The organism is Cupriavidus sp. 05L310, from assembly GCF_056398185.1.
In genome coordinates, this window is record NZ_JBFTOX010000025.1 from 36746 (window position 1) to 60201 (window position 23456).

Consider the following 23456-nt stretch of genomic DNA (forward strand, 5'->3'; position numbering starts at 1 on the left):
CGCGCCGCGTATATCTGCGGGCATGGCGGGCAAGACCTCAGTCAATGCGGATGATTACAGGTCCAGCAGCAGGCGGGCCGGATCTTCCAGCGCATCCTTCATGGCGACCAGGCCCAGGACGGCTTCCCGGCCGTCGATGATGCGGTGGTCGTAGGACATGGCGAGGTAGTTCATCGGGCGGATCACGATCTGGCCGTCTTCCACCACCGCGCGGTCCTTGGTGGCGTGCACGCCCAGGATGGCCGACTGCGGGGGGTTGATGATCGGGGTCGACAGCATCGAACCGAAGGTGCCGCCATTGGAGATCGAGAACGTACCGCCGGTCAGCTCTTCCAGGGACAGCTTGCCGTCACGGGCCTTCACGCCGAATTCGGCGATCTTCTTCTCGATGTCCGCCAGGCTCATCTGGTCTGCGTTGCGCAGGATGGGCACCACCAGGCCGCGCGGCGAGCCCACCGCGATACCGATGTCGAAATAGCCGTGGTAGACGATGTCATTGCCGTCGATCGAAGCGTTGATCAGCGGGAACTTCTTCAGCGCATGCACCGCGGCCTTGACGAAGAAGGACATGAAACCCAGCTTGACGCCGTGTTCCTTCTCGAAGCGGTCCTTGTATTTGGCGCGCAGGTCCATCACCGGCTTCATGTTCACTTCATTGAAGGTGGTGAGGATGGCGTTGGTGGATTGCGATTGCAGCAGGCGCTCGGCAATACGGGCGCGCAGGCGACTCATCGGCACACGCTCTTCCGGACGGTCGCCCAATGCGGCGAAGTCCACCGGGGCGGAAACCTGCTGCAGCGCCGGCCTGGCGGCGGCCGGAGCCGGAGCGGCCTTGGCGGCAGGCGCGGCGGCCGGAGCCGAGGTCGCGGCCAGCACGTCGCCCTTGGTGATGCGGCCATCCTTGCCCGTGCCAGCGACCTGGCCGGCCGACAGGCCACCTTCGGCCATCAGCTTGGCTGCCGAAGGCATGGCAACGGCGCCGGCTGCGGCGGGCGCAGCGGCGGCCGGTGCGGCAGCGGCAGCAGCGGCGGGCGCCGGTGCGGCAGCAGCCGGTGCGGCGGCGCCAGCGGTGGCTTCGGTGTCGATCTTGGCGATCACTTCGTCGGCGACCACGGTGTCGCCATCGTTGCGGATGATTTGCGACAGCACGCCGGCCGACGGGGCGGGCACTTCGAGCACGACTTTGTCGGTCTCGATTTCAATCAGGATTTCGTCTTGGGCAACCGCTTCGCCCGGCTTCTTCTTCCAGTTCAGCATGGTTGCTTCTGCAACCGATTCAGAGAGTTGCGGAACCTTGACGTCAACAATAGCCATGGTTGGAATTTCCTTGATGTATTCGTTTTTGCTTAAGGCAGGTGGCAAAAAACATGGCGGTGCGCGCTCTTCGCGCGCGCCGCCATGCTGGCCACGATCATTTGGTCAGGACAAAGCCCTTGAGCTTGGAGAACGCCGCATCCAGCAGCGCCTTTTGTTGCTCGTTGTGCTTGGCGTAGTAGCCCACCGCCGGCGATGCCGAGGCGGGACGACCTGCGTAACCGAGCTTCTGGCCTTCCGCCATGTTTTCCATGATGAAATGCTGGACGAAGAACCAGGCACCCTGGTTCTGCGGCTCGTCCTGGCACCACACGATTTCGTTGGCGTTCGGGTACTTCTTCAGCTCGGCTGCCACTGCCTTGTGCGGGAACGGATACAGCTGTTCCATGCGGATGACGGCCGTGTCGGTAGCGCCGCGTTCCTTGCGGGTGTTGACCAGGTCGTAGTAGACCTTGCCCGAGCACATGATCACGCGCTTGACCTTGCTGGCGTTCAGTTCTTCGTGATCGGGGATGACCGTCTCGAAGTGACCCTTGGCCAGGTCGGACAGTGGCGAGACCGCATCCTTGTTACGCAGCAGCGACTTCGGCGTCATGATCACCAGCGGCTTGCGGAACAGACGGATCATCTGGCGGCGCAGCAGGTGGAAGATCTGGGCCGGCGTGGTCGGCTGGCAGACCTGCATGTTGTGGTCCGCGCACAGCTGCAGGAAGCGCTCGATGCGCGCCGAGCTGTGTTCCGGACCCTGGCCTTCATAGCCGTGCGGCAGCATCAGGGTCAGGCCCGAGGCGCGGCCCCACTTCACTTCGCCGGAGGAGATGAACTGGTCGATCACCACCTGGGCGCCGTTGACGAAGTCGCCGAACTGGGCTTCCCAGATCACCAGCGCGTTCGGCTCGGCCGTGGAGAAGCCATATTCGAAGCCGAGCACGGCCTCTTCCGACAGCACCGAGTCGATCACCGTGAACGGTGCCTGGTTTTCCGACACGTTCTGCAGCGGCACGTAGCTGCCGGCATCCCAGCGCTCGCGGTTCTGGTCATGCAGGACCGAGTGGCGGTGCGTGAACGTACCGCGGCCTGCATCCTGGCCGGTGATGCGCACCGGGTAGCCCGAAGCCACCAGCGACGCGAAGGCCAGGTGCTCGCCCATGCCCCAGTCGAGCGCCTGGTCGCCGCGGCCCATGTTGGCGCGATCCTTGACAACCTTCTCGACCAGCGGGTGCAACTTGAGGTGCTCGGGGATGGCGGTAATGCGTTCGGCCAGGCGCTTGAGCTCGGTCACCGGCACGGCGGTGTCGGCGGCGTCGGTCCACTTGCGGTTCAGGAACGGCATCCAGTCCACGGCGAACTTGTTCTTGAAGTTCGACAGGACGGGGTCGACCGTGTGCTTGCCCGCATCCATGGCGGCGCGGTATTCCTTGACCAGTTGATCGCCGAAGTCAGCGGGCACCAGGTTTTGCGCAGCCAGCTTGTCAGCGTACAGCTTGCGCGTGCCCGGGTGCTGGGCGATCTTCTTGTACATCAGCGGCTGGGTAACGGCCGGGGTGTCCTGCTCGTTGTGGCCCAGCTTGCGGAAGCAGATGATGTCGACCACGACATCCTTCTTGAATTCCATGCGGAATTCCACCGCCAGCTGCATGGCGAACACCACGGCTTCGGCATCGTCGCCGTTCACGTGCAGCACCGGTGCCTCGATCATCTTGACGACGTCGGTGCAATACAGCGTGGAGCGCGAGTCGCGCGGGTCCGAGGTGGTGAAGCCGATCTGGTTGTTGATCACGATGTGCATCGTGCCGCCCGTGCCGTAGCCGCGGGTCTGAGCCAGGTTCAGCGTTTCCATCACCACGCCCTGGCCTGCGAAGGCCGCGTCGCCGTGCACTTGCACCGGCAGCACTTCCGCATGGCCTGCGGGTTCGCCGCGGCGTTCCTGGCGGGCCTTGACCGAGCCTTCCACGACCGGGTTGACGATTTCCAGGTGGGAAGGATTGAAGGCGAGCGACAGGTGGATCGGGCCGCCTTCGGTGGAGACGTCGCTGGAGAAGCCCTTGTGGTACTTCACGTCGCCGGCCGGCAGGTCGTCGACGTGCTTGCCCTCGAATTCGGCGAACAGGTCAGCCGGCATCTTGCCCAGCGTATTGACCAGCACGTTCAGGCGGCCGCGGTGGGCCATGCCGATGACGATTTCCTGCACGCCCTTGCTGCCGCTGTGCTGGATCAGTTCGTCCATGGCGGCGATGAAGCTTTCACCGCCTTCGAGCGAGAAGCGCTTCTGGCCAACGTACTTGGTGTGGAGGAAACGCTCCAGGCCTTCGGCCGCCGTGAGGCGGTCGAGGATATGCTTTTTCTTCTCGAGCGTGAACACCGGCTTGGAACGCGTGGTTTCCAGACGCTCTTGCCACCAGCGCTTTTGCGCCTGGTCGCTGATGTACATGAACTCGGCGCCGATGCTGCTGCAATAGGTTTCGCGCAGGTTGTTGAGCAGCTCGCGCAGGCTCATCGATTCCTTGCCGAAATACGTATTGCTGGCGTTGAAGACGATATCGAGATCGCTTTCCGAGAAGCCGTAGAAGGCCGGATCGAGATCCGGCAGGGGCGGACGTTCCTGGCGCTTGAGCGGATCCAGGTCAGCCCAGTGCGAACCGATGTTGCGGTAAGCGGCGATCAGCTGCGTGGCAGCGACGCGCTTGCGCCCCATATCGGAGTCGGCCGAAGCAACAATTGTCTTGATCGGGCCCGCCTTGGCGCGCTCTGCGAACGAGGCGACGATGGGAGCGTGGGGGATATCGCGGGCGTTGGAGCCATCGACAGCCGGCACGTTCTGCATCGCGTCGAAGTACGCGCGCCAGTTATCGGGAACCGAGGAGGGATTTTCGAGGTAGGCCTCGTACAGCTCTTCTACATAGGGGGCATTGCCGCCGAAGAGGTACGAATTGCTCTGATACTGCTGCATCATGGGGCGCTCACTATTATCCGGGAATGCCGGAATAAAGCGGGTTTATCAACCTTCCGCGACACGGCTTGACCGGTTAGCGGATTGCAAACAACTCTTTAGGGGCAGCAACCGAAACATATTCATGCATCATTATGCAAACGGCACCACAGCGGGTGCCGAACTGTTCAGTCGCCCTGAAAGGGTCAGTTGTGCGTGGAAGGACCTAAGTCTTCACTCGCATAAGGATAGCACGTTTGACACATAAGCCGGGGGAATTTTGCCTCACGGCCCTTTTGCGGGCGTGCCACGTTGCGTAGAGGCCAATGCACGCAGCCAGCAAGGCAGCAGGGCCTGCCGGTTCGATAGCATGGACAGGAAACCAAAACCAATGGAGCGCTCGGTGTATTTCTCGAAATATCTACGCCAATCCGGCGCGAACGGCAGCCAATAATGCCAGCTCCCACCATCAACGCCGCCGCACCGAGCGCCGGCCCCGCCACATGGCGGGCAGACCTGGTGGCCGGGCTAGCCATCGCCGGTCTGTTGCTCCCCGAAGCCGTGGCCTATTCCGGTATTGCCGGACTGCCGCCGCAAGCCGGCGTGATCGCGCTCTTCGCCGGCCTGTTGGTCTACGGCGTGCTTGGCAGCAGCCGCTTTGCCATTGTCTCGGCCACGTCATCGTCGGCAGCGGTGCTGCTGGCTGCCACCACCGCTGCGGCAGAAGGTGACATGGGACTGCGCATCGCGCTTGGCACCGCGGTCATCCTGCTGGCGGGGGTGTTGTTCCTGCTGGCGTCGCTGGCGCGCCTGGGGGCGATTTCCAGCCTGATCGCCAAGCCCGTGCTGCGCGGCTTTGCATTGGGGCTGGCGCTGACCATCGTGCTTAAGCAATGCCCGAAGATCCTGGACATTCATCCGGCGCATGGCGACTTCCTGCGCCTGGCCTGGGAACTGCTCGCCGGATGGCGCCACTGGAACCTGGCAGGCGCGGCGGTGGCCCTGGTGGCGCTGGCGCTGCTGCACGTGTTCGCGCGCTGGCGCGCCATGCCGGGCGCGCTGCTGGTCATCGCCGCCGGCATCGTGCTCGATCTCAGCGGCTGGACCCAGGCGCACGGCGTGGCGGCCGTCGGCAACATCGCCTTGCAGTTCTCGGCGCCGCGGGTGCCGGAACTGACCCCGACCGACTGGATGCGAGTGGGCGAGCTGGCGGCCGCGCTGGCGCTGATCCTCTACGCCGAAAGCTACGGCTCGATCCGCACCTTTGCCATGCGCCATGGCGATATCGTCTCCCCAAACCGCGACCTAGCGGCACTGGGGCTAGCCAATCTCGCCTCGGGGCTGTTCCAGGGCATGCCGGTGGGTGCGGGTTTTTCCGCCACCTCGGCCAACGAAGCGGCCGGCGCGCAAAGCCGCCGCGCCGGCCTGGTTGCCGGCACGGTGGTCTTTGCCGCTGTGTGCACGCTGCTCCCCTGGATCTCGCACACGCCGGAGCCGGTACTCGCGGCCATCGTGATCCGCGCGGTCGGGCATAGCCTCAATCCGGGCAGCCTCAAGCCGTATTTCGACTGGCGGCGCGACCGGCTGGTCGCGCTGACCGCCTTTGCCGGCGTGCTGTTGCTGGGTGTGCTGCATGGGCTGCTGCTGGCGATCGGGGTCAGCCTGGCGATGCTGCTGCAACGCTTGTCGCGCCCGCAGGTTACGTGGCTGGGCCGCTGGGCCGATAGCCACGACTTCGTCGACATGGCGCGCCACCCCGAGGCCACCGCGCCCAAGGGACTGCTGATCGCGCGCCCGGAAGTCCCGCTGTTCTTCGGCAATATCGATAGCGTGCTTGGCACCGTGCGCCAGGCACTGGCGCACGAGCACCCCCAGTATGGCCTGGTGCTAAGCCTCGAAGAATCGTCGGATCTCGACGGCACCGTCCTGGAAGCCCTGGGCGAACTGGCGGTGTTTGCGAAGGCACACGGCATACCGCTGCGGCTCGCGCGGGTCAAGGACGAGGTGCGCGACCTGCTGGCCCACGCGCGCAACCCGGCCCTGCCCGAAGAAATGTGGCGCGGCTGGAGCGTGGACGACGCGGTCCGCGACGCGCTGGCGCAACCTGCATGAACAGGCGATGCGCCCGCGCCTGGCGGACTAGCCCTGGCGCGGCGCGATCAGGTCGACCGCGTCGGTAATCAGCGCGTCGAGCCCCCAGCCAAGCAGTTCAGTCGCGCGCTCCGGGTCATTGACCGTATAGCAGGCCACCCTGAAGCCGGCCGCATGGGCGGCCCGGATGACCTCGGCACTGAGTTCGCGATGATTGGCATCGAGCGCCACGCAGTCCAGACGGCGCAGCCGCTCCAGCCAGTCGGGTGGCAGCTTGTCGAGCAGCAGCGCGCGCGGCAGGCCCGGCGCGGCCCGACGGGCCGCCTCCAGCGACTCTTCCGAGAACGACGACAACAGCGGCTGGGTGTCGCTGCCAGCCCACAGCGCCTGGGCATCGAGGGCCACGGCGGCGCCGGTACGCCATTCCGCGCCCGGCACCGGCTTGATCTCGATATTGACCATGAACCCGTTGGCGCGCGTATAGCGGGCAATCGCCGCCAGCGTGGGAACCGGCTCCCCGGCATAGGCCGGGCTATGCCAGCTGCCCGCGTCCAGCATGGCAATCTCACCCAGGGTCAGCGCATCGGCGCGACCCTGGCCGTTGGTGGTGCGGTCGAGCGTAGCGTCGTGCAGCAACACCGGCCGCCCGTCGCCCGACAGCTTCACATCGAACTCGAACATGCGATAGCCGAACGACGCGCCGTGGCGGAAGGCCGCCAGGGTGTTCTCGGGCGCCAGCTTGCCGGCGCCCCGGTGGGCGATATGGCGCGGATAGGGCCAGGCGGCTTGGGTCATGTCAGGCCTCGATGCGTTTGCCCGAATCGGCGTCGAAGAAGTGCAGGTGCTCGGCCGTGGCCGTAATCGGCAGGCGATCGCCGCCGCGCACCGGCATGTTGCTGTCCAGCCGCACCACGACCGGCTGGCCACCCAGCGTGCCGTAGGCAAAGGAATCGGCACCCAGCGCTTCCACCAGACGAACCTCGATTTCGGCAATCGCATCGTGCGCCGCGCACGGCTCGATATGCTCGGGACGCAGGCCAAGCAGCGCGCGCTGAGGCAGGTGCAGGCCCATCGGCAGGTGGCCGAGGGTGGCGGCTTGCCCTTGGGCGCCCTCCTTCTGCTCCACACGCATCTGCGCCTCGCCCTGCCCGCCATTGGTCCGCGCAACCGGCACGAGGTTCATCGGCGGCGAGCCGATGAAGCTGGCGACGAACGTGCTGGCGGGGCGCGCATAGACTTCCAGCGGCGTGCCGATCTGTTCCACGCGCCCGCCGTTGAGCACCATCATGCGGTCGGCCAGCGTCATGGCCTCGACCTGGTCGTGCGTCACATACATGCTGGTGGTACGCAGGCGCCGATGCAGTTCCTTCAGTTCCAGGCGCATCTGCACCCGCAGCTTGGCGTCGAGGTTGGACAGCGGTTCGTCGAACAGGAACACGGCAGGCTCGCGCACGATCGCGCGGCCCATGGCCACGCGCTGGCGCTGGCCGCCCGACAAGGCGCGCGGCTTGCGCTCCAGCAGCGGCGCCAACTCGAGAATGCCCGCGGCATGCTTGACGCGCTGCTCGATCTCGCTCTTTGCCATGCCACGTATCTTCAAGCCATAAGCCATGTTGTCGTACACGCTCATATGCGGATAGAGCGCGTAGTTCTGGAACACCATGGCGATGTCCCGCTCGGCGGGTTCGAGGTTATTGACGATCTTCTCGCCAATATGCACCTCCCCGCCACTGATGGCTTCAAGCCCGGCCACCATGCGCAACAGCGTGGATTTGCCGCAGCCCGACGGGCCGACAATGACGATGAACTCGCCATCGTTGATTTCCATATCGATGCCGTGCACAACCTTGACGTTGCCGGCGTAGGTCTTCTGTACGTTGCGAAGCGACAGTTTTGCCATTGCTATTCTTTCTCGCTGGGCAAGCGTGGCGGGCGCGCCAACCAGTGGGCACACCCCGCCCCGCCCGCTTATTTTTCGGTTTCGACCAGGCCCTTGACGAACCACTTCTGCATCAGCACCACCACGATCGCGGGCGGCACCATGGCCAGCATCACGGTGGCCATCACCAGGTTCCAGTCGGTGGCTGCGTCTCCGGAGCGGGAGATCATCTGCGTCACGCCCACCACCACCGGCGTCATCGACTTCTGCGTGGTGATCAGGAGCGGCCACAGGTACTGGTTCCAGCCGTAGATGAACTGGATCACGAACAGCGCCGCGATGCTGGTCTTGGACAGCGGCAGCACCACGTCCTTGAAGAAGCGCAGCGGCCCGGCACCGTCGATGCGCGCGGCCTCGGCCAACTCGTCCGGGATGGTCAGGAAGAACTGGCGGAACAGGAAGGTCGCGGTGGCCGAGGCGATGATCGGGATGGTCAGGCCAAAGTAGCTATCCAGCATGCCCAGGTCCGACACTACCTTGTAGGTCGGCAGGATCCGCACTTCCACCGGCAGCATCAGCGTGATGAAGATCATCCAGAAGAAGGTCTTGCGCAGCGGGAACTTGAAGTACACCACCGCGAAGGCCGAGATGATCGAAATCGCGATCTTGCCCAGCGAAATGCCCAGCGCCATGATCAGGCTGTTGAACATCATGCTGGAGACGGGGGAAGCGGACTCGCCCACGCCCCTGAACAGCACGGTGCGATAGTTCTCGAAGAAATGGCCGCCGGGGATCAGCGTCATCGGTGCGTCAAGCACCTGCTCCGCCGTCAGCGTGGAGGCCACGAAGGTGATATAGACCGGAAACGCCACTACCAGGATGCCGAGGATCAGCACCGCATGCGTGAGGAAATCCAGAAAGGGTCGTCGTTCTACCATGTTTGCGCCCGCCTGATCAGTATTGAACCTTGCGTTCCACGTAGCGGAACTGCACCACCGTGAGCGCGATCACGATCACCATCAGCACCACCGACTGCGCTGCCGAGCCACCGATGTCCATGCCGCGGAAACCGTCGTGGAACACCTTGTAGACCAGCGTGTTGGTGGAGTTGAACGGACCACCGTGCGTCACCGAGTCGATGATGGCGAAGGTATCGAAGAACGCGTACACCACGTTGATCACCATCAGGAAGAAGGTGGTCGGCGACAGCAGCGGAAAGATGATCGACCAGAAACGGCGCCACGGCCCCGCGCCGTCGATGGCGGCAGCCTCGATCAGCGACTTTGGAATGCTCTGCAGGCCCGCCAGGAAGAACAGGAAGTTGTAGCTGATCTGTTTCCACGCCGCCACCAGGATCACCAGGGTGAGAGCCTGCTGTCCGTTGAGCAGGAAGTTCCAGTCCATGCCCAGCGCGCGCAGCGCGTACGACACCACGCCCAGGCTGGGGTTGAACAGGAACATCCACAGCACGCCCGCCACTGCCGGCGCCACGGCATAGGGCCAGATCAGCAGCATCTTGTAGGCCATCGCGCCACGCAGCACGCGGTCGGCGAAATACGCCAGCACGAGCGCGAAGGAGAGCCCCACCAGCGTGACGCCCACGGCGAATACGCCGGTAATGCGGAAGGACTCCAGGTAGAGCGGATCATTCCACAGCGTGCGGAAGTTCTCCAGCCCGACAAAGTCCAGGTTGATGCCGAACGCGTCCTGCTGCAGCACGGACTGGTACAGGGCCTGGCCCGCGGGCCAGAAGAAGAAGATGAGCGTGATGGCGATCTGCGGAAAAACCAGCAGATAAGGCAGCCATCGCGATCGGAAGACAACCCGTTTTTCCATGGGCAATTGTCCAACGGATGCCGCGCGAAGCGGCATCAAACCAGATCACAGCGCGAGTCCGCGAAGCGGCGCGCCAACCAATCGGCGCATTGGCCGGGACGCACCCTTGCGGGAACGCCCCGGCCAATGCGCCGGGCCAACAAAAACGGGCGGGATACTGCCCCGCCCGTTTTGCGGCAAAACAGGCCTAGCTTACTCGCGCGCGGTCTTCTGGAAACGCTCGAGCAGATCGTTGCCGCGCTTGACGGCGGTATCGAGGGCTTCCTGGGGCTGCTTCTTGCCTGCCCAGACCGCTTCGAGTTCCTCGTCAACCACGGTACGGATCTGCACCAGGTTGCCAAGGCGCACGCCGCGCGACTTGTCGGTGGTTTTGACCACCATCTGCTCCACGGACACGTCGGCGCCCGGGTTCTTGTCATAGTAGCCGGACTTCTTGGTCAGCTCGTAGGCCGCCATGGTGACCGGCAGGTAGCCGGTAGCCTGGTGCCAGTCGGACTGGATTTCCGGACGCGACAGGTAGGTGAAGAACTTGGCCACGCCCTTGTACTCCTCGGCCTTCTTGCCGCCCATGACCCACAGCGAAGCGCCGCCGATGATGGTGTTCTGCGGGGCGCCCGGCACGTCCGCGTAGTACGGCAGCTGCGATACGCCGAAGGCGAACTTGGCATTCTTGCGGATATTGGCCAGCGAAGCCGACGAACCGGTGAACATCGCGCATTCGCCGTTATAGAACTTGGCCTGCGATTCCGACTTGCGCCCGCCGTAGCTGAAGTAGCCCTTCTTCACCATTTCCTGCAGGTTGGCGATGTGCTTGACATGCAGCGGGCTGTTGAAGACCAGGCGCGCATCGGTGCCGCCGAAGCCGTTGTTCTTGGTGGCGAACAGCGTGTTGTGCCAGGCCGAGAAGCTCTCCAGGTGCACCCAGCCCTGCCAGTCGGTGGTGTACGCGCACTGGCCGCCGGAGGCCTTGATCTTGGCCGAGTACTGCATCACTTCGGGCCAGGTCTTGGGCGGCTTGCTGGCGTCCAGGCCGGCCTTCTTGAAGGCGTCCTTGTTGTAATAGAAGACCGTGGTCGAACTATTGAACGGGAAGGACAGCATCTCGCCCTTGGACGAGGTGTAGTAGCCGGCGACGGCGGGGATGTAGATCTTCTGGTCGAATTTCTCGCCCGCATCCTTCATCACGGTGGATACCGGCTTGATGGCCCCCTTGGCGCTCATCATGGTCGCGGTGCCCACTTCGAAGACCTGCAGGATGGCAGGCTGCGTACCGGCGCGGAAGGCGGCGATGCCCGCTGCCATGGTCTCGTCGTAGTTGCCTTTATTGACCGGCACGATCTTGTAGTCGGACTGGCTGGCGTTGAACTTGTCGGCGATCTCGTTCACCTTGTCATTCAGCGCGCCCTGCATGGCATGCCACCATTGGATCTCCACAGCGGCGTGGGCGGTCCCGGCCCCGGCCAGCGCGGCAAAGGCCGCAATCTTCAGCACGGTACGTTGGAAGGTCATCGACAGCTCCTAGTTTTGTTTTCTCAGTACGGACAAAAATCGTCCGACTGTATGCAGTTTTTGTGACAGCCGGATGTTACCCCGCCGTGTCGGATTGGAAAACCGGGCATTTCTACTAAATTACAATAATATGACAACGATTTATCGACAGCTTGACAGGGTAAAATCTTGCGCTATGCAAGCCATCCACACCCTTCCCGCTCCGGCGCTGCGCCGCGTTCGCGGCGTACTGACCGATATCGACGGCACCATCACCACCGACGGCAGGCTGCCGGCGGCCACCTACCTTGCGCTGGACCAGCTCAAGCGAGCCGGCCTCCATGTCATCCCGGTGACCGGCCGCTGCATTGCCTGGGCCGAGATCCTGACCCGGCTCTGGCCAGTGGACGCCATCATTGGCGAAAACGGTGCCTTTTACTCCCACCTGCGCGCGGGGAAGCTCGTGACCCGCTACCTGGACGACTCCGCTACCCGGGCCGATAACCTGGCGCGCATCCATGCCCTGGGCGCACGCATCGTGCAAGAGGTGCCGGGCTGCGCGCTGGCCTCCGACCAGGCCTGGCACGCCGCCGACCTGGCCATCGACCATGCCGAGGACGTGGCGCCACTACCCCCGGCAGCGGTCGACCGCGTTGTCAGCCTGATGCGCGAAGCCGGCATGACCGCTACCGTCAGTTCGATCCATGTCAATGGATGGTTCGGGGAGCACGACAAGCTGAGCATGAGCCAGTTGTGCGCTGCGGAATTGCTGGGCGCCGACCTCGATGCCGAACGCGACGAGTGGCTGTTTATCGGCGACTCGGCCAACGATGCGAGCATGTTCGCCCATTTCCCCTTGTCGGTCGGGGTCGCCAATATCCGCGACATCCTGCCGCAACTGCCGGCCAAGCCCGCCTACATTACCGAGGCGGCTTGCGGCGAGGGTTTTGCCGAGATGGCAGCGTTGCTGCTGGCCGCGCGCGACTGAGCGCGGCGACGAAAGGCGACGGCGGCAAGCCACCATCAAAAAAAGAGCCGGGACAAGCCCGGCTGTTTTTTTGTGCCCCGCAGCAACCCACTACCTGCTTCAATCGAAGCCCAGTTCCTGCAGCTTGCGGGTAATGGTGTTGCGGCCGATGCCCAGGCGGGTTGCCGCCTCGACACGGCGCCCACGCGTCACGCCCAGGGCCGCCTCCAGCACCGCCTTCTCGAAGCGCCGCGTGAGCGCATCCATCACCTCCGGCTGGCCAGACTCCAGCATGGCGCGGGCCTCCCCTGCCAGCAGGTGCTCCCAGCCGGCAATCGCGCTCGCGGCAGCAGTGCGGTTCGCGTAGGCCTGCGCGGAATCGGCCTCCGCGCCCATGCCGGCAGGCGCGGCGCCATAGTCGACGGCGTCGTGGCCCTCGGCGTCGTCCGCCCTGCCCTCGGCGCGTGGCTCCGCCATGCGCGGCACACCGGCATGGCTGCCCTGCGGCGTGCCCGTGCCGATCATCTCGCGCGGCATGTCCTTGACCTCGATGGTCTGCGCCGGCGCCATCACGGTCAGCCAGTTGCACAGGTTCTCGAGCTGGCGGACGTTGCCGGGGAATGGCAGCGTGCTGACATAGACCAGGGCCTCGTCCGACATGCGCTTGGGCTCGACGCCTAGTTCCTTGGCGCTCTTCTGCAGGAAATGACGGGCCAGCAGCGTAATGTCTTCCGGCCGCTCGCGCAGCGGTGGCAGGCGCAGCCGGATCACGTTGAGGCGGTGGAACAAATCCTCGCGGAACAGCCCTTCCTTGACGCGCGTTTCCAGGTTCTGGTGGGTGGCGGCAATCACGCGCACATTGGCGCGCAGCGGATTGTGCCCCCCCACGCGGTAGAAGTTGCCATCCGACAGCACACGCAGCAGGCGCGTTTGCAGGTCGAACGGCATATCGCCGATTTCGTCGAGGAACAGCGTGCCGCCCTCGGCCTGCTCGAAGCGGCCGCGGCGCATGGTCTGCGCGCCGGTGAAGGCGCCGCGCTCATGGCCGAACAATTCCGACTCGAGCAGATCCTTGGGGATGGCCGCGGTATTGAGCGCGATAAAGGGCCCATTGGCGCGCGGGCTGTGCTTGTGCAGCGCCTGCGCCACCAGTTCCTTGCCGGTGCCGGACTCACCGGTGATCAGCACCGTCACGTTCGACTGCGACAGGCGGCCGATGGCGCGGAACACATCCTGCATGGCCGGCGCCTGCCCGAGAATCTCGGGCGCGTCGACCAGGCGGTCTTCCAGCTCCTCCTCGCGCAGGCTTTCCTGCAGCGCGCGGCGGATCAGCTCGACCGCCTTGTCGACGTCGAACGGCTTGGCCAGATATTCGAAGGCCCCGCCCTGGAAAGCGGCTACCGCGCTGTCCAGGTCGGAGTAGGCCGTCATCACGATGACGGGCAGCCCCGGGTGCCGGGCCTTGAGCGCTTGCAGCAAATCCAGGCCCGAGCCTCCCGGCATGCGGATGTCGGAGATCAGGACTTGCGGCTCGTCATCTTCCAGCGCGGCCAGTACGTCGCGCACGTTGGTGAAGCTGCGCGAAAGCAGGCTTTCACGGGCGAGGGCCTTTTCCAGGACCCAGCGGATTGATTGATCGTCGTCGACTATCCAGATCGGCTTCATGTGCGTCGCTTGTCTGCTCGGTGTCATTTGGTCTTCCGTGAACCTGGCCGCACACCGCCGGCAAGCCGGTCGGCAGCAATCATTGGGGCAGTTCCAATTGCTGTCGCCGATGCGCTCAATGCAGGGGCAGCAGGATACGGAAGTCGGTACAGCCGGGCCGGCTCTCACATTCGATCAAGCCCTCGTGCTGCTGCACGAAGGTTTGAGCGAGTGTGAGACCGAGGCCGCTGCCGCCATCCCTACCCGACACCAGCGGGTAGAAGATGCGTTCGCGAATATCCTCGGGGATGCCCGGACCGTTATCGATGACATGCAAGTCCAATGCCAGCTTGAACAAACGCTTGGCAATTGTTACCTGGCGGGCCACCCTGGTACGCAGGATGATCTGCGCATCGCCGCGCGCGACGCGCTCGGCGAGCGCCTGGGCGGCGTTGTGGACGATGTTGAGCACGGCCTGGATCAACTGTTCCATGTCGCCGCGCAAGTCGGGCAGGCTCGCGTCGTAGTCGCGCACGATATCCAGCCCGGAGGGGAATTCGGCCAGCACCACCGAGCGCACGCGCTCCAGCACCTCGTGGATATTGAGGTCGGACACGATATGCGGATGGCGGTGCGGCTCCAGCAGGCGGTCCACCAAAGTCTGCAGGCGATCCGACTCCTTGATGATGACCTGCGTGTATTCGCGCAGCGAACGATCGGGCAACTCGAACTCAAGCAGTTGCGCCGCGCCGCGGATGCCGCCCAGCGGGTTCTTGATCTCGTGGGCGAGATTGCGGATCAATTCCTTGTTGGCCGAGGTCAGGTCGAGGATGCGCTCCTCGCGGTCGCTGCGCACCTTTTGCTCGTTGGGCAGCACCTCCACCACCACGGCGTCGGAATTGGCGTCCAGCGCCCCGATGACGACATGGGCGTGCATGGGCTCCTGCAACGGCGGATGCAGCACCACGTCTTGCCGGCGGGCATCGAACTGCCGCGAAATCACGGTCTCTATCATGCTGGCCAGCTCTTCCGAGCTACCAAACAGGTCCGCGAGCGACAGCTCCACCATGGCCTTGCGCGACACCGCGAAACTCGCCTCGGCCGCGGGATTGGCATAGACGATGCGCAGGCCGGGCTGGCGCACCAGCAACACGGGGTTGGCCACGACGTCCAGCCCCTGGTGGTAGGACACATCGCCCAGGGGCAGCACCACGGCCTCTCCTTCGGGCGGGGTACCGGCTCCGGCCGAGGCTACCTTGCGCGAGACGCTGCGAATCAGGCGACGCATGACACTAGTCCTTCAAGTTGGAGAGTTCGCGCCGCAGTGAAGCGGCATTGGCCTCACCGCGCGCAATGTCGTCGCGTAGCGCGGCGGTGCGGTCGAGATACCTCTGGTAGTTGCGTTCATTGCCCTGGCGCTCGGGCTGGCCGTTGTTGTACTCGGCGCGCAGCGCGGCCAGCTTGGCCTCTTCGCTTTGCAGCTCCTGGTCGAGTACGGCGCGGCGCTCGCCATCGCGGCTTTTCTGGGTCGCGCTGTCGACTCGCGGAAACGCCGCGGGCGCCACGGCAGGGCCGGCGCCCTTGCCCGCCGCAGGGGCATTCACGCGCCCGCCCGGCACGGTCATCACCTCGGGCAGGCTGAGCCGCTTGCAGCCCTTGCCGCCGTTGCCGTTCCGGTATTCCGGCACCCCGTTGGGGCCGGTGCAGACATAGATTTCCGACTGGGCCGGGGCCGGGCGGCTCCAGCACAGCAGGGCCAGCGCCAGCATGGCGCAAACGGCTGCCGATGCGTGCATGCGGGCACCGAAGCGGTGCACCGGGTGGAGCGAGGGGGGCGGGAATTCGAGCGCGTCCATTGACATCAGCAGGGATGGTGGGAAAGGAGCCCCATTCTAGCGATCAAACCAGCGAACAAAACAAAAAGGGACAGCCGAAGCCGCCCCTTCCTGGTGCAACTGTTGCCCGGTCACAACCTGGCAACGCCTCGCCTTACAGCGAGTAGTACATGTCGAACTCGATCGGGTGAGTCGTCATGCGGAAGCGGGTCACTTCTTCCATCTTCAGTTCGATGTAGGCATCGATCATGGAGTTGGAGAAGACGCCGCCGCGCGTCAGGAACTCGCGGTCATTGTCGAGGTATTCCAGGGCCTGGTCGAGGCTGGAGCACACGGTCGGGATCTTTGCATCCTCTTCCGGCGGCAGGTCGTACAGGTTCTTGTCGGCAGCTTCGCCCGGGTGGATCTTGTTCTGCACGCCATCCAGGCCGGCCATCAGCAGTGCCGAGAAGCCCAGGTACGGGTTCATCAGCGGATCCGGGAAGCGGGTCTCGATACGGCGGCCCTTCGGATTGGCAACGTACGGAATGCGGATCGAAGCCGAACGGTTGCGAGCCGAGTACGCCAGCTTGACCGGTGCCTCGAAGCCCGGCACCAGACGCTTGTACGAATTCGTGCCCGGATTGGTCAGGGCGTTCAGCGCGCGAGCGTGCTTGATGATGCCGCCGATGTAGTACAGGGCGAATTCCGACAGGCCGGCGTAGCCGTTGCCCGCGAACAGGTTCTGGCCGTCCTTCCATACGGACTGGTGCACGTGCATGCCCGAGCCGTTGTCGCCAACGACCGGCTTCGGCATGAAGGTGGCGGTCTTGCCGTAGGTGTGGGCGACGTTCTGGATCACATACTTTTGCAGCTGGGTCCAGTCGGCGCGCTGCACCAGCGTGCTGAACTTGGTGCCGATTTCGTTCTGGCCCTGGCCGGCAACTTCGTGGTGGTGGACTTCCACGGGGATGCCCAGCGATTCCAGGATCAGGCACATTTCCGAACGGATATCCTGGAACGTGTCGATCGGGGCGACCGGGAAGTAGCCGCCCTTCTTGCCCGGACGGTGACCGCTGTTGCCGTGCTCGAATTCCTTGCCCGACGACCACGGTGCTTCTTCCGACTGGATCTTGACGGAACAGCCCTGCATGTCGATGTTCCAGGTCACGCCGTCGAAGATGAAGAATTCGGGTTCCGGACCGAAGAAGGCGGTGTCGCCCAGGCCCGTGCTCTTCAGGTAAGCCTCGGCGCGCTTGGCGATGGAACGCGGGTCGCGGTCATAACCCTTGCCGTCCGACGGTTCAACCACGTCGCAGGTCAGGATCAGGGTGGGTTCTTCGTAAAACGGATCGACGTTGGCGGTGTTCGGATCCGGCATCAGCAGCATGTCCGAAGCCTCGATACCCTTCCAGCCGGCGATCGACGAGCCGTCGAAAGCGTGGCCGCTTTCAAACTTGTCTTCGTCGAAGTGCGACACGGGTACCGACACGTGTTGCTCTTTGCCTTTGGTATCGGTGAAACGGAAATCGACGAACTTGACGTCGTTTTCCTTCACAAGCTTCATCACATCTGCAACGCTGTGGGCCATGCCTATCTCCTGGAAATTCGGCTGAAGTCTATAAAGCCATTCTTGCGTCGATCTCTACAGCGCTACGCCTGGAAGGCGTTGGGGGCAGGATAAAGATCGGCCACGAAAGGGACGAGGAATGTTAGCAGAAAGCGTGCCAAGGCAACCCCCTTGTCACCCCTGCGTTCCCGAAAAAAGTGCAGCTGCGCGGCGCGATTCAGGGCCTGCGGCGCGTTCCGGGTGCAGCATATGACATACACCACAATTCTGCTGCCTCGTCGGTCGCGCCCGCTGCGGCAAGGCTCCGCGACCGCCGCAAACAAAAACACCCTAATGGTGCATTTGCACGCCAATTTGCACCGTTTCCGTGCTCACGCACCAGATTAGTTCATTTTGGCGCGAGCGGGGCAGTCTTGCCTGCTTGCGGTGCAGAAGTACCCGGTGCGGACACCATGCCGCCGGTATTCCCGTTGTCCCGGCGGAAGTCTATACCGTTCCCCGCCAAACGCACCGGCACGCACTCCCGGCGCGCTAGAATACTTGCCGGGCTCCCCCTGACGCTATTCCACCCATCGATTTTGTCACCCAGATGACCACCCGAGACGAACTCCTCCAAGCGGCGCGCCAGCGCCAGCAGCAAAACCAACTGCCCTACTTCGGCGCCCTCTCCCCGCAGGAAGCCTTCGCCTTGCTGCAGGGCGACCCCACTGCCGTGATGGTGGATGTGCGCACGCAGGCCGAACTGGACTGGATCGGCGCGCCGGACCTGCCGGAAGCCCAGGCGGCGCATGTGGAATGGAGCAGCTATCCGGGCGGCGCGCAGAATGCTGCGTTCATCGCCCAGCTGAAGACCCGCGTGCCCGCCGACGTGCCGGTGCTGTTCCTGTGCCGCAGCGCGGCGCGCTCCAAGCACGCCGCCCGCGTCGCCACGGAGGCTGGCTACCAGTACGCGATGGATGTGCTGGAAGGTTTCGAAGGCAGCCGCGATGAACACCATCACCGCAAGACGGTGGAAGGCTGGTGCTTCCGGGGCCTTCCCTGGCATGGCGCCTGAAGCGGCGGCACGCCCGCGCCCCAAGCAAAACGGGACAGCCTGGCTGTCCCGTTTTTCATTTCCCCGGCGCTTGGCGGTTCAGTCCCCCGCCGGATCGCCTGGCCTCCGCGCTGCCACTTCCACCAGTTCGAAGCCCATCGCCCGCACACCTTCGCGCAGCATGGCATAGGCCGGCTCGACCTGATCGGCCGGGCCCTTGACGCCCAGGTCAATATGGCGGCGCGCATAAAGTTCGCCGCGCTTGGCATCTCCCACCGACGGCAGGCTGAACACGCGGATGCCGTCGAACGCGGCCTCGACCCGCTCCATCAGCGGCGTCAGCGTGGACTCCGGCGCCTCGAACACCAGGAAGGAGCGCTCCACCTGCACCGCCAGATGGAACAGGTGCGGATAGTAGTGGTCCAGCACCCATTCCATCATCGGCCACGCCATCACCGGGAAGCCCGGCATGAAGTGATGGTCGGCCACCGAGAATCCGGGGATGCGGTTGTAGCTGTTCGGGATGATGCGCGCCCCGGCGGGGAATTCGCCCATCTTGAAGCGATGCTGGTTTTCCGGCAGGTTCAGGTCGGCCTTGACCGCATCGCCAGCCGCCGTCTCGGCAATGCGCTGCGCGATCAGTTCCCGCGCCTCGGGATGCAACTCAAGCGGCACCCCCAGCGCAGCCGCCGCGCACTGCCTGGTGTGATCGTCCGGGGTCGCGCCAATGCCGCCGGTGCAGAACACCACATCGTCGCCGGCGAAGGTACGGCGCAGCGTCGCGGTAATGCGTGCGCGTTCGTCGCCCACGTACTCCGCCCAGTCCAGCGCCAGCCCGCGCGCCGCCAGCAGTTCGATGGCACGGCGCATATGCTTGTCTTCACGCCGCCCCGACAAAATCTCGTCACCAATGACGATCAGGCCGAAACCCATGATGCCCTCGCTTCAGGATTGTTCAAGGCGCCGCACATCCGACGGCGCGAGATCGATAACGTCCACCACCGGCGCGGCCGCTGCGGCCGCGGCCGCGCGTTCGACACGCAACTGCTCCAGCGCGCGCAGGCAGAAATGGCCGAACCACAGCGCCGAGAAGATAAAAATCAGCACGTAGAGCCAAAGCGTGGCGGCCAGTACGAACGGAAAGAGAAAAATCAGCGCCGCCGAAAACACCCAGATCAGCGTCGGCGCCGAGCCCAGCAGGCCCACTGCCACGCCAATGGTGAGCAAGGCCCCGCGGTGGCGCTTCATCAGCGTCTTGCGCTCCTCCGCGGTGGCATGCTGGGCCAGCGCATCGTAGGTCATCACGCGGTAGGTCAGCCAGCCCCACAGCAACGGCGGAATCAGCGCGAAGAACGGCGGAATCAGCCACAGAGGCAACGTCACCAGCGCCAGCAGCAGGAACACCATGGTGCTGCCCAGTGCGTGGAACACGCTGCCCAACATGCTGCCGCCCCTGGACTTGACCAGGTCCGGATAGCTGCGCTCCAGGTGCCGCACCGCCGCCGGCACCGAGAACAGGCTGATAAACACCAGCATGGAGGCGATCACCAGCGGGATCATCAGCGCGATCACGAACAGCGGCGCCACCACCGTGCGCAGGGACTGCAGGCCGAACCAGTCGAGCGCGCCGTAGATCCAGCTGGTCAGCACCGAGGCTTCCAGCACGCCGCGCGCGGCCGTCATGATCGGCTCCCATCCCCACAGCAGCAGGCCACCCCACAGCCCGGTGGCGAGCAGGAAAGGAATGACGGTGAGCATCAGCATGCGCGGATGCAACTGGCTGATCAGGGCACGGCCAAGCGCGCGGAAAATATCGTTCATGCAGTGAATTGGGTTTCCACAAAGGCGGGGACAAATAGACTAGCACACGTCATAAGTGTCGCGGGGGACGCGTGCGCGGCCGCTGCTTGACAGCCCGGCGCCGCCGATACGGCAGGCGGGGGGGATGGCGCCACCTGGCCGCCGCTCAGGCGGCCAGGCGCGTCAGCCGCGCCGCAGCAGGCGCTTGATGCCGTACCACTGCTGGGACAGCAAACCGGTGCCGTAGTTGCGTCCCTTGCCTGCCGGCGGCGGCATCTGGTCGCGGATGCCGGTGGGGTAATAGGCGTCGGTGAATACGGCGGTGCGAAACAGCATGTCCCACCAGGGGAAGATCACGCCGTAGTTGCATCCGCCCAGCCGGGTGGGCCGGCCGATTGCCTCGTGCCCGAGACCCACCGCATGATGCATGCGGTGAAAGCGCGGCGAGACCAGCAACCGCTCGCCCAGGGGGCCAAAGTGCAGGCGCAGGTTGGCATGCTGCAAACTTTGCAGCAGTTGCGACAGCGCCACCAGCAGCACGTACTGCGATGGCTCGACGCCCACCGCCAGCGCGGCCACGGCGAACACCACGTCGCGCAGCATGTCGTCGAGCAGGTGGTTGCGGTTGTCGCTCCACAGCGTCATCTGGCGCTGGCTGTGATGCACGGCATGCAGGCTCCACCACCACCGGTAGGTATGCGAGAGCCGGTGGTACCAGTAGTCGAGCAGGTCGAACAGCAGCAGGTAAATGAAGAAGCTGACCAGCGGGATCGAGGTCACCGCCGGCCACCAGTCTTCCACATTCACGCGCTGCCAGCCAAGCAGCCGCAGATGTCCTTCCAACCCGTCCATCAGCGGCCCGAGCAGGAAGAACATGGCGAGCCGGAACAGGCCAAGGCGATGCACCACGGTATAGAGGATATCCGTGCGGATCGCTGCGCGATCCGTGACGGCCTCGACCGGGCGCAGCTTTTCCAGCGGCCCGAGAATCAGCACCATCACTGCGATCTGCACCAGCCCCACAAGCAGCCATTCGGTGCCGGTGAAGGCGTCCTCGGCATAACCGCCGAAGCCGAGTTGGTAGACCACGGGCAGGATCACATCCTGGAACAGCGTGGCCTCGATCTGGCCTACCCAGGCATTGAGCGCATCGAGCATCAGCGTCTCCCGGCCATGGTGGCGGCCTGGCCGCGTATCCAGTCACGATAGGCCGGATGGTCGCGCAGCGTCGCAAAGCAGAAGCCCTTCTGCTCCAGGCCGCTGATCAGCGGCTCCAGCACGCCGGGCGCCCACGGATCCTTGCGCGACCAGATGCCAAGATGGGCCATGGCGATGTCGCCATCGCGCAGGTCGCGCAGCGCGCGCGCCAGTAATGCCTGGTTGGAAAAACGCTCGGAAGATAGCTCGTCCCCGAGGAAGCCCGCCGGCGCCCAGCCCACATGCTTGAAACCGCACTGCTCGGCCCATTGCAGGGTCTGCGGTGCGGTATGGCCGCCCGGCGCGCGCCACAGCGGCGACATGGCGGTCCCGGCAAGGCTGCGCAGCGCCTGCGCGCTGCGGTTGAGTTCGCTGCAGAAGCTCTGCTGGTCCATGACCACATCCTGCCCCGCATGCGCGCCGAACTGCGGGCGCATCTTCACCTTGCCGTCGCGCACGCCGCGCAGGTAGACGTGATCGAAGGTATGGCTGCCAAAGACATGGCCATCGGCCGCCAGGGTCTTCCAGTATGCGGCCCAGCCCGGATCGAGCGAGCTGTCCTTGTTGATCGTAGGCTCGTTGGCGAGGAAGAAGGTGGCCTTGATATGGTGGCGGCGCAGCGTGTCGGCAATCAGCGCCGCCTGGCTCATGCTGCCGGTGTCGAAGGTCAGGTAGAGCGTGCCGGCGCGGCAGGCCGGTGGCGCGGTCTGCCCGGCTTCGGCCGAGCCGGCCGGCGAGGCGGCCAGCGCCAGCCCGGTGGCGGCAAGCCCCGCAGCCACCGCGCGGACCAGGGCGCCGGGCAGCCAGGGCTGCGAAATCTTGCTCATGATGCCTGTCCTGATTTCCTGTGACTGCGTTGGAGTGGCAGCGGCCATACTAGTTTCGATACCGTGCCGGCCGCGGCGTTCCCGCCCGTGGCGCGGCTACCCGCCATCCCTCAATAAAGCGGTGCGCGGGTACGGAAATAAATACCGTGGGGCGAACGGCCCACGCGGATGGTCTTGACCAGCTTGCGACTGGCCACGTCGATCAGGCCCACCGAGCGCGCCCAGCGGAAACTCACCCACAGGGTCTTGCCGTCGGCCGTCAGCTCCATGTCGTCGGGGCCGGCCGGCAGGCCGGTGATGTCGCCGACCTTGGTCAGGGTCTGCTGGTCGATGATGCTGATGGTGCCGGAAACCCGGTTGGACAGGAACAGATGGCGCTTGTCGCCCACCGCGCGGAAGTTGTGCGCGCCCTTGCCGGTCTGGATCTGCTTGACCATCGTGCGGGTACGCCAGTCGATCACGGCCACGTAGTCGGCGCCGGTCATGCCTACCAACAGGTATTTCTGGTCCGGCGTGACCCATACGCCCGCGGGTGCGGAACCGGCATCCATGCGCCACATCACGGTCTGCGTGGGCAGGTCGATGGCGACCACCTCGTTGGAGTCCTGCAACGTGACAAAGGCGATGCGGCTATCGTCGGTGAAGGCGATATGGCTGGGGGTCTTGGCCAGCGGCAACTGCTTGGCGATCTTCAGCGCCTTGCCGTCCCAACGGTAGATATCAACCCGATCCAGCCGGTTGCCGGTAGCCAGGAACCATTTCTGGTCGGGCGAGAAGCCGATCTGGTAGGGATCGTCGATATTGGCAACGCGCTGCTGGACCTTGCCGGTAACCGGATCAAGGAAGACCAGGTCGTTGCCCACCGCATTGGCGACAATCAGCGACTTGTCGTCAGGGGTGGCGATCAGGTGGTGCGGCTCCTTCCCGATCGGGAACGTCTCCAGCACCTTCTGGGTGTCCTTGTCAATCAGCGTGACCGTGGCATCACCCGAATTGAGCACCACCACGACTTCCGCCAACGCCGGCGCCGCTACCATCCCCAGGGCCAGGGTGCCGATGGCGGCAAA

Annotated in this window: 19 protein-coding genes; 3 read left to right on the plus strand and 16 right to left on the minus strand. The window is 64.6% G+C overall.

The genetic code is table 11. From position 1 onward, the window contains the following. Positions 1-54: 54 nt before the first annotated feature. Both odhB and AC1DS6_RS18995 read right to left on the minus strand, forming a co-directional pair. Entirely contained in the window at positions 55-1314 is a 1260-nt protein-coding gene (gene odhB, locus AC1DS6_RS18990) for a 2-oxoglutarate dehydrogenase complex dihydrolipoyllysine-residue succinyltransferase (protein WP_441632166.1), read from the minus strand. Between the two features lie 97 nt (positions 1315-1411). Continuing rightward, positions 1412-4267, minus strand: a complete 2856-nt coding sequence (locus AC1DS6_RS18995; RefSeq protein ID WP_441632164.1) for a 2-oxoglutarate dehydrogenase E1 component — start codon at positions 4265-4267, stop codon at positions 1412-1414. Between the two features lie 429 nt (positions 4268-4696). Here AC1DS6_RS18995 and AC1DS6_RS19000 point away from each other — a divergent pair, with 429 nt between their 5' ends. Then, on the plus strand, positions 4697-6355 hold the full coding sequence (locus AC1DS6_RS19000; protein WP_441632162.1) for a SulP family inorganic anion transporter: 1659 nt from the start codon (positions 4697-4699) through the stop codon (positions 6353-6355). 27 nt (positions 6356-6382) lie between these two features. Here AC1DS6_RS19000 and ugpQ read toward each other — a convergent pair whose 3' ends face one another. From ugpQ to ugpB, 5 genes are all read right to left on the minus strand, one after another. Then, positions 6383-7129 (minus strand): glycerophosphodiester phosphodiesterase, encoded by a 747-nt coding sequence (gene ugpQ, locus AC1DS6_RS19005; protein ID WP_441632160.1) that lies wholly within the window; start codon positions 7127-7129, stop codon positions 6383-6385. 1 nt (position 7130) lies between these two features. Next, positions 7131-8234: a sn-glycerol-3-phosphate import ATP-binding protein UgpC gene (locus AC1DS6_RS19010; RefSeq protein ID WP_035867003.1), complete on the minus strand. Its 1104-nt coding sequence runs from the start codon at positions 8232-8234 to the stop codon at positions 7131-7133. Between the two features lie 68 nt (positions 8235-8302). Continuing rightward, on the minus strand, positions 8303-9151 hold the full coding sequence (gene ugpE / locus AC1DS6_RS19015; RefSeq protein WP_035867005.1) for a sn-glycerol-3-phosphate ABC transporter permease UgpE: 849 nt from the start codon (positions 9149-9151) through the stop codon (positions 8303-8305). A gap of 16 nt (positions 9152-9167) precedes the next feature. After that, positions 9168-10049, minus strand: coding sequence for a sn-glycerol-3-phosphate ABC transporter permease UgpA (gene ugpA, locus AC1DS6_RS19020; protein ID WP_276291302.1), 882 nt, complete (start codon positions 10047-10049; stop codon positions 9168-9170). Positions 10050-10241: 192 nt separating this feature from the next. After that, entirely contained in the window at positions 10242-11558 is a 1317-nt protein-coding gene (gene ugpB, locus AC1DS6_RS19025; protein ID WP_035867008.1) for a sn-glycerol-3-phosphate ABC transporter substrate-binding protein UgpB, read from the minus strand. Between the two features lie 175 nt (positions 11559-11733). Between ugpB and AC1DS6_RS19030 the strand changes: the two genes are divergently transcribed. Further along, positions 11734-12525 carry an HAD-IIB family hydrolase gene (locus tag AC1DS6_RS19030; protein ID WP_441632155.1) on the plus strand — a complete coding sequence of 264 codons (792 nt, stop codon included), beginning with the start codon at positions 11734-11736 and terminating at the stop codon, positions 12523-12525. 99 nt (positions 12526-12624) lie between these two features. Here the strand turns inward: AC1DS6_RS19030 and ntrC are convergent, their stop codons facing one another. The 4 genes from ntrC to AC1DS6_RS19050 form a co-directional block, all read right to left on the minus strand. Then, positions 12625-14169 carry a nitrogen regulation protein NR(I) gene (ntrC, locus tag AC1DS6_RS19035; protein WP_441632153.1) on the minus strand — a complete coding sequence of 515 codons (1545 nt, stop codon included), beginning with the start codon at positions 14167-14169 and terminating at the stop codon, positions 12625-12627. Between the two features lie 115 nt (positions 14170-14284). Next, on the minus strand, positions 14285-15436 hold the full coding sequence (gene glnL, locus AC1DS6_RS19040; protein ID WP_045239410.1) for a nitrogen regulation protein NR(II): 1152 nt from the start codon (positions 15434-15436) through the stop codon (positions 14285-14287). 4 nt (positions 15437-15440) lie between these two features. Then, on the minus strand, positions 15441-16004 hold the full coding sequence (locus tag AC1DS6_RS19045) for a DUF4124 domain-containing protein (RefSeq protein WP_441632150.1): 564 nt from the start codon (positions 16002-16004) through the stop codon (positions 15441-15443). Between the two features lie 133 nt (positions 16005-16137). Then, positions 16138-17553 (minus strand): 3-hydroxylaminophenol mutase, encoded by a 1416-nt coding sequence (locus AC1DS6_RS19050; protein ID WP_035867014.1) that lies wholly within the window; start codon positions 17551-17553, stop codon positions 16138-16140. 568 nt (positions 17554-18121) lie between these two features. On the opposite strand from AC1DS6_RS19050, the gene AC1DS6_RS19055 reads away from it, so the two are divergent. Beyond that, a complete protein-coding gene (locus AC1DS6_RS19055; protein ID WP_477102922.1) occupies positions 18122-18586 on the plus strand; it encodes a rhodanese-like domain-containing protein in 465 nt (154 codons plus the stop codon). A 78-nt stretch (positions 18587-18664) separates the two neighbouring features. Here AC1DS6_RS19055 and AC1DS6_RS19060 read toward each other — a convergent pair whose 3' ends face one another. The 5 genes from AC1DS6_RS19060 to AC1DS6_RS19080 all read right to left on the minus strand — a co-directional run bounded on the left by AC1DS6_RS19060 (position 18665) and on the right by AC1DS6_RS19080 (position 23426). Beyond that, positions 18665-19498 (minus strand): competence/damage-inducible protein A, encoded by an 834-nt coding sequence (locus AC1DS6_RS19060; RefSeq protein ID WP_441632148.1) that lies wholly within the window; start codon positions 19496-19498, stop codon positions 18665-18667. Positions 19499-19510: 12 nt separating this feature from the next. Next, positions 19511-20386: an EI24 domain-containing protein gene (locus AC1DS6_RS19065; RefSeq protein WP_441632147.1), complete on the minus strand. Its 876-nt coding sequence runs from the start codon at positions 20384-20386 to the stop codon at positions 19511-19513. 162 nt (positions 20387-20548) lie between these two features. After that, a complete protein-coding gene (locus AC1DS6_RS19070) occupies positions 20549-21523 on the minus strand; it encodes a sterol desaturase family protein (RefSeq protein WP_441632145.1) in 975 nt (324 codons plus the stop codon). Further along, positions 21523-22389: a polysaccharide deacetylase family protein gene (locus AC1DS6_RS19075; protein ID WP_441632143.1), complete on the minus strand. Its 867-nt coding sequence runs from the start codon at positions 22387-22389 to the stop codon at positions 21523-21525. The genes AC1DS6_RS19070 and AC1DS6_RS19075 overlap by 1 nt, the downstream gene beginning before the upstream one ends. Positions 22390-22499: 110 nt before the next feature. Continuing rightward, positions 22500-23426, minus strand: a complete 927-nt coding sequence (locus AC1DS6_RS19080; protein WP_441632212.1) for a YVTN family beta-propeller repeat protein — start codon at positions 23424-23426, stop codon at positions 22500-22502. Positions 23427-23456 lie beyond the last annotated feature (30 nt).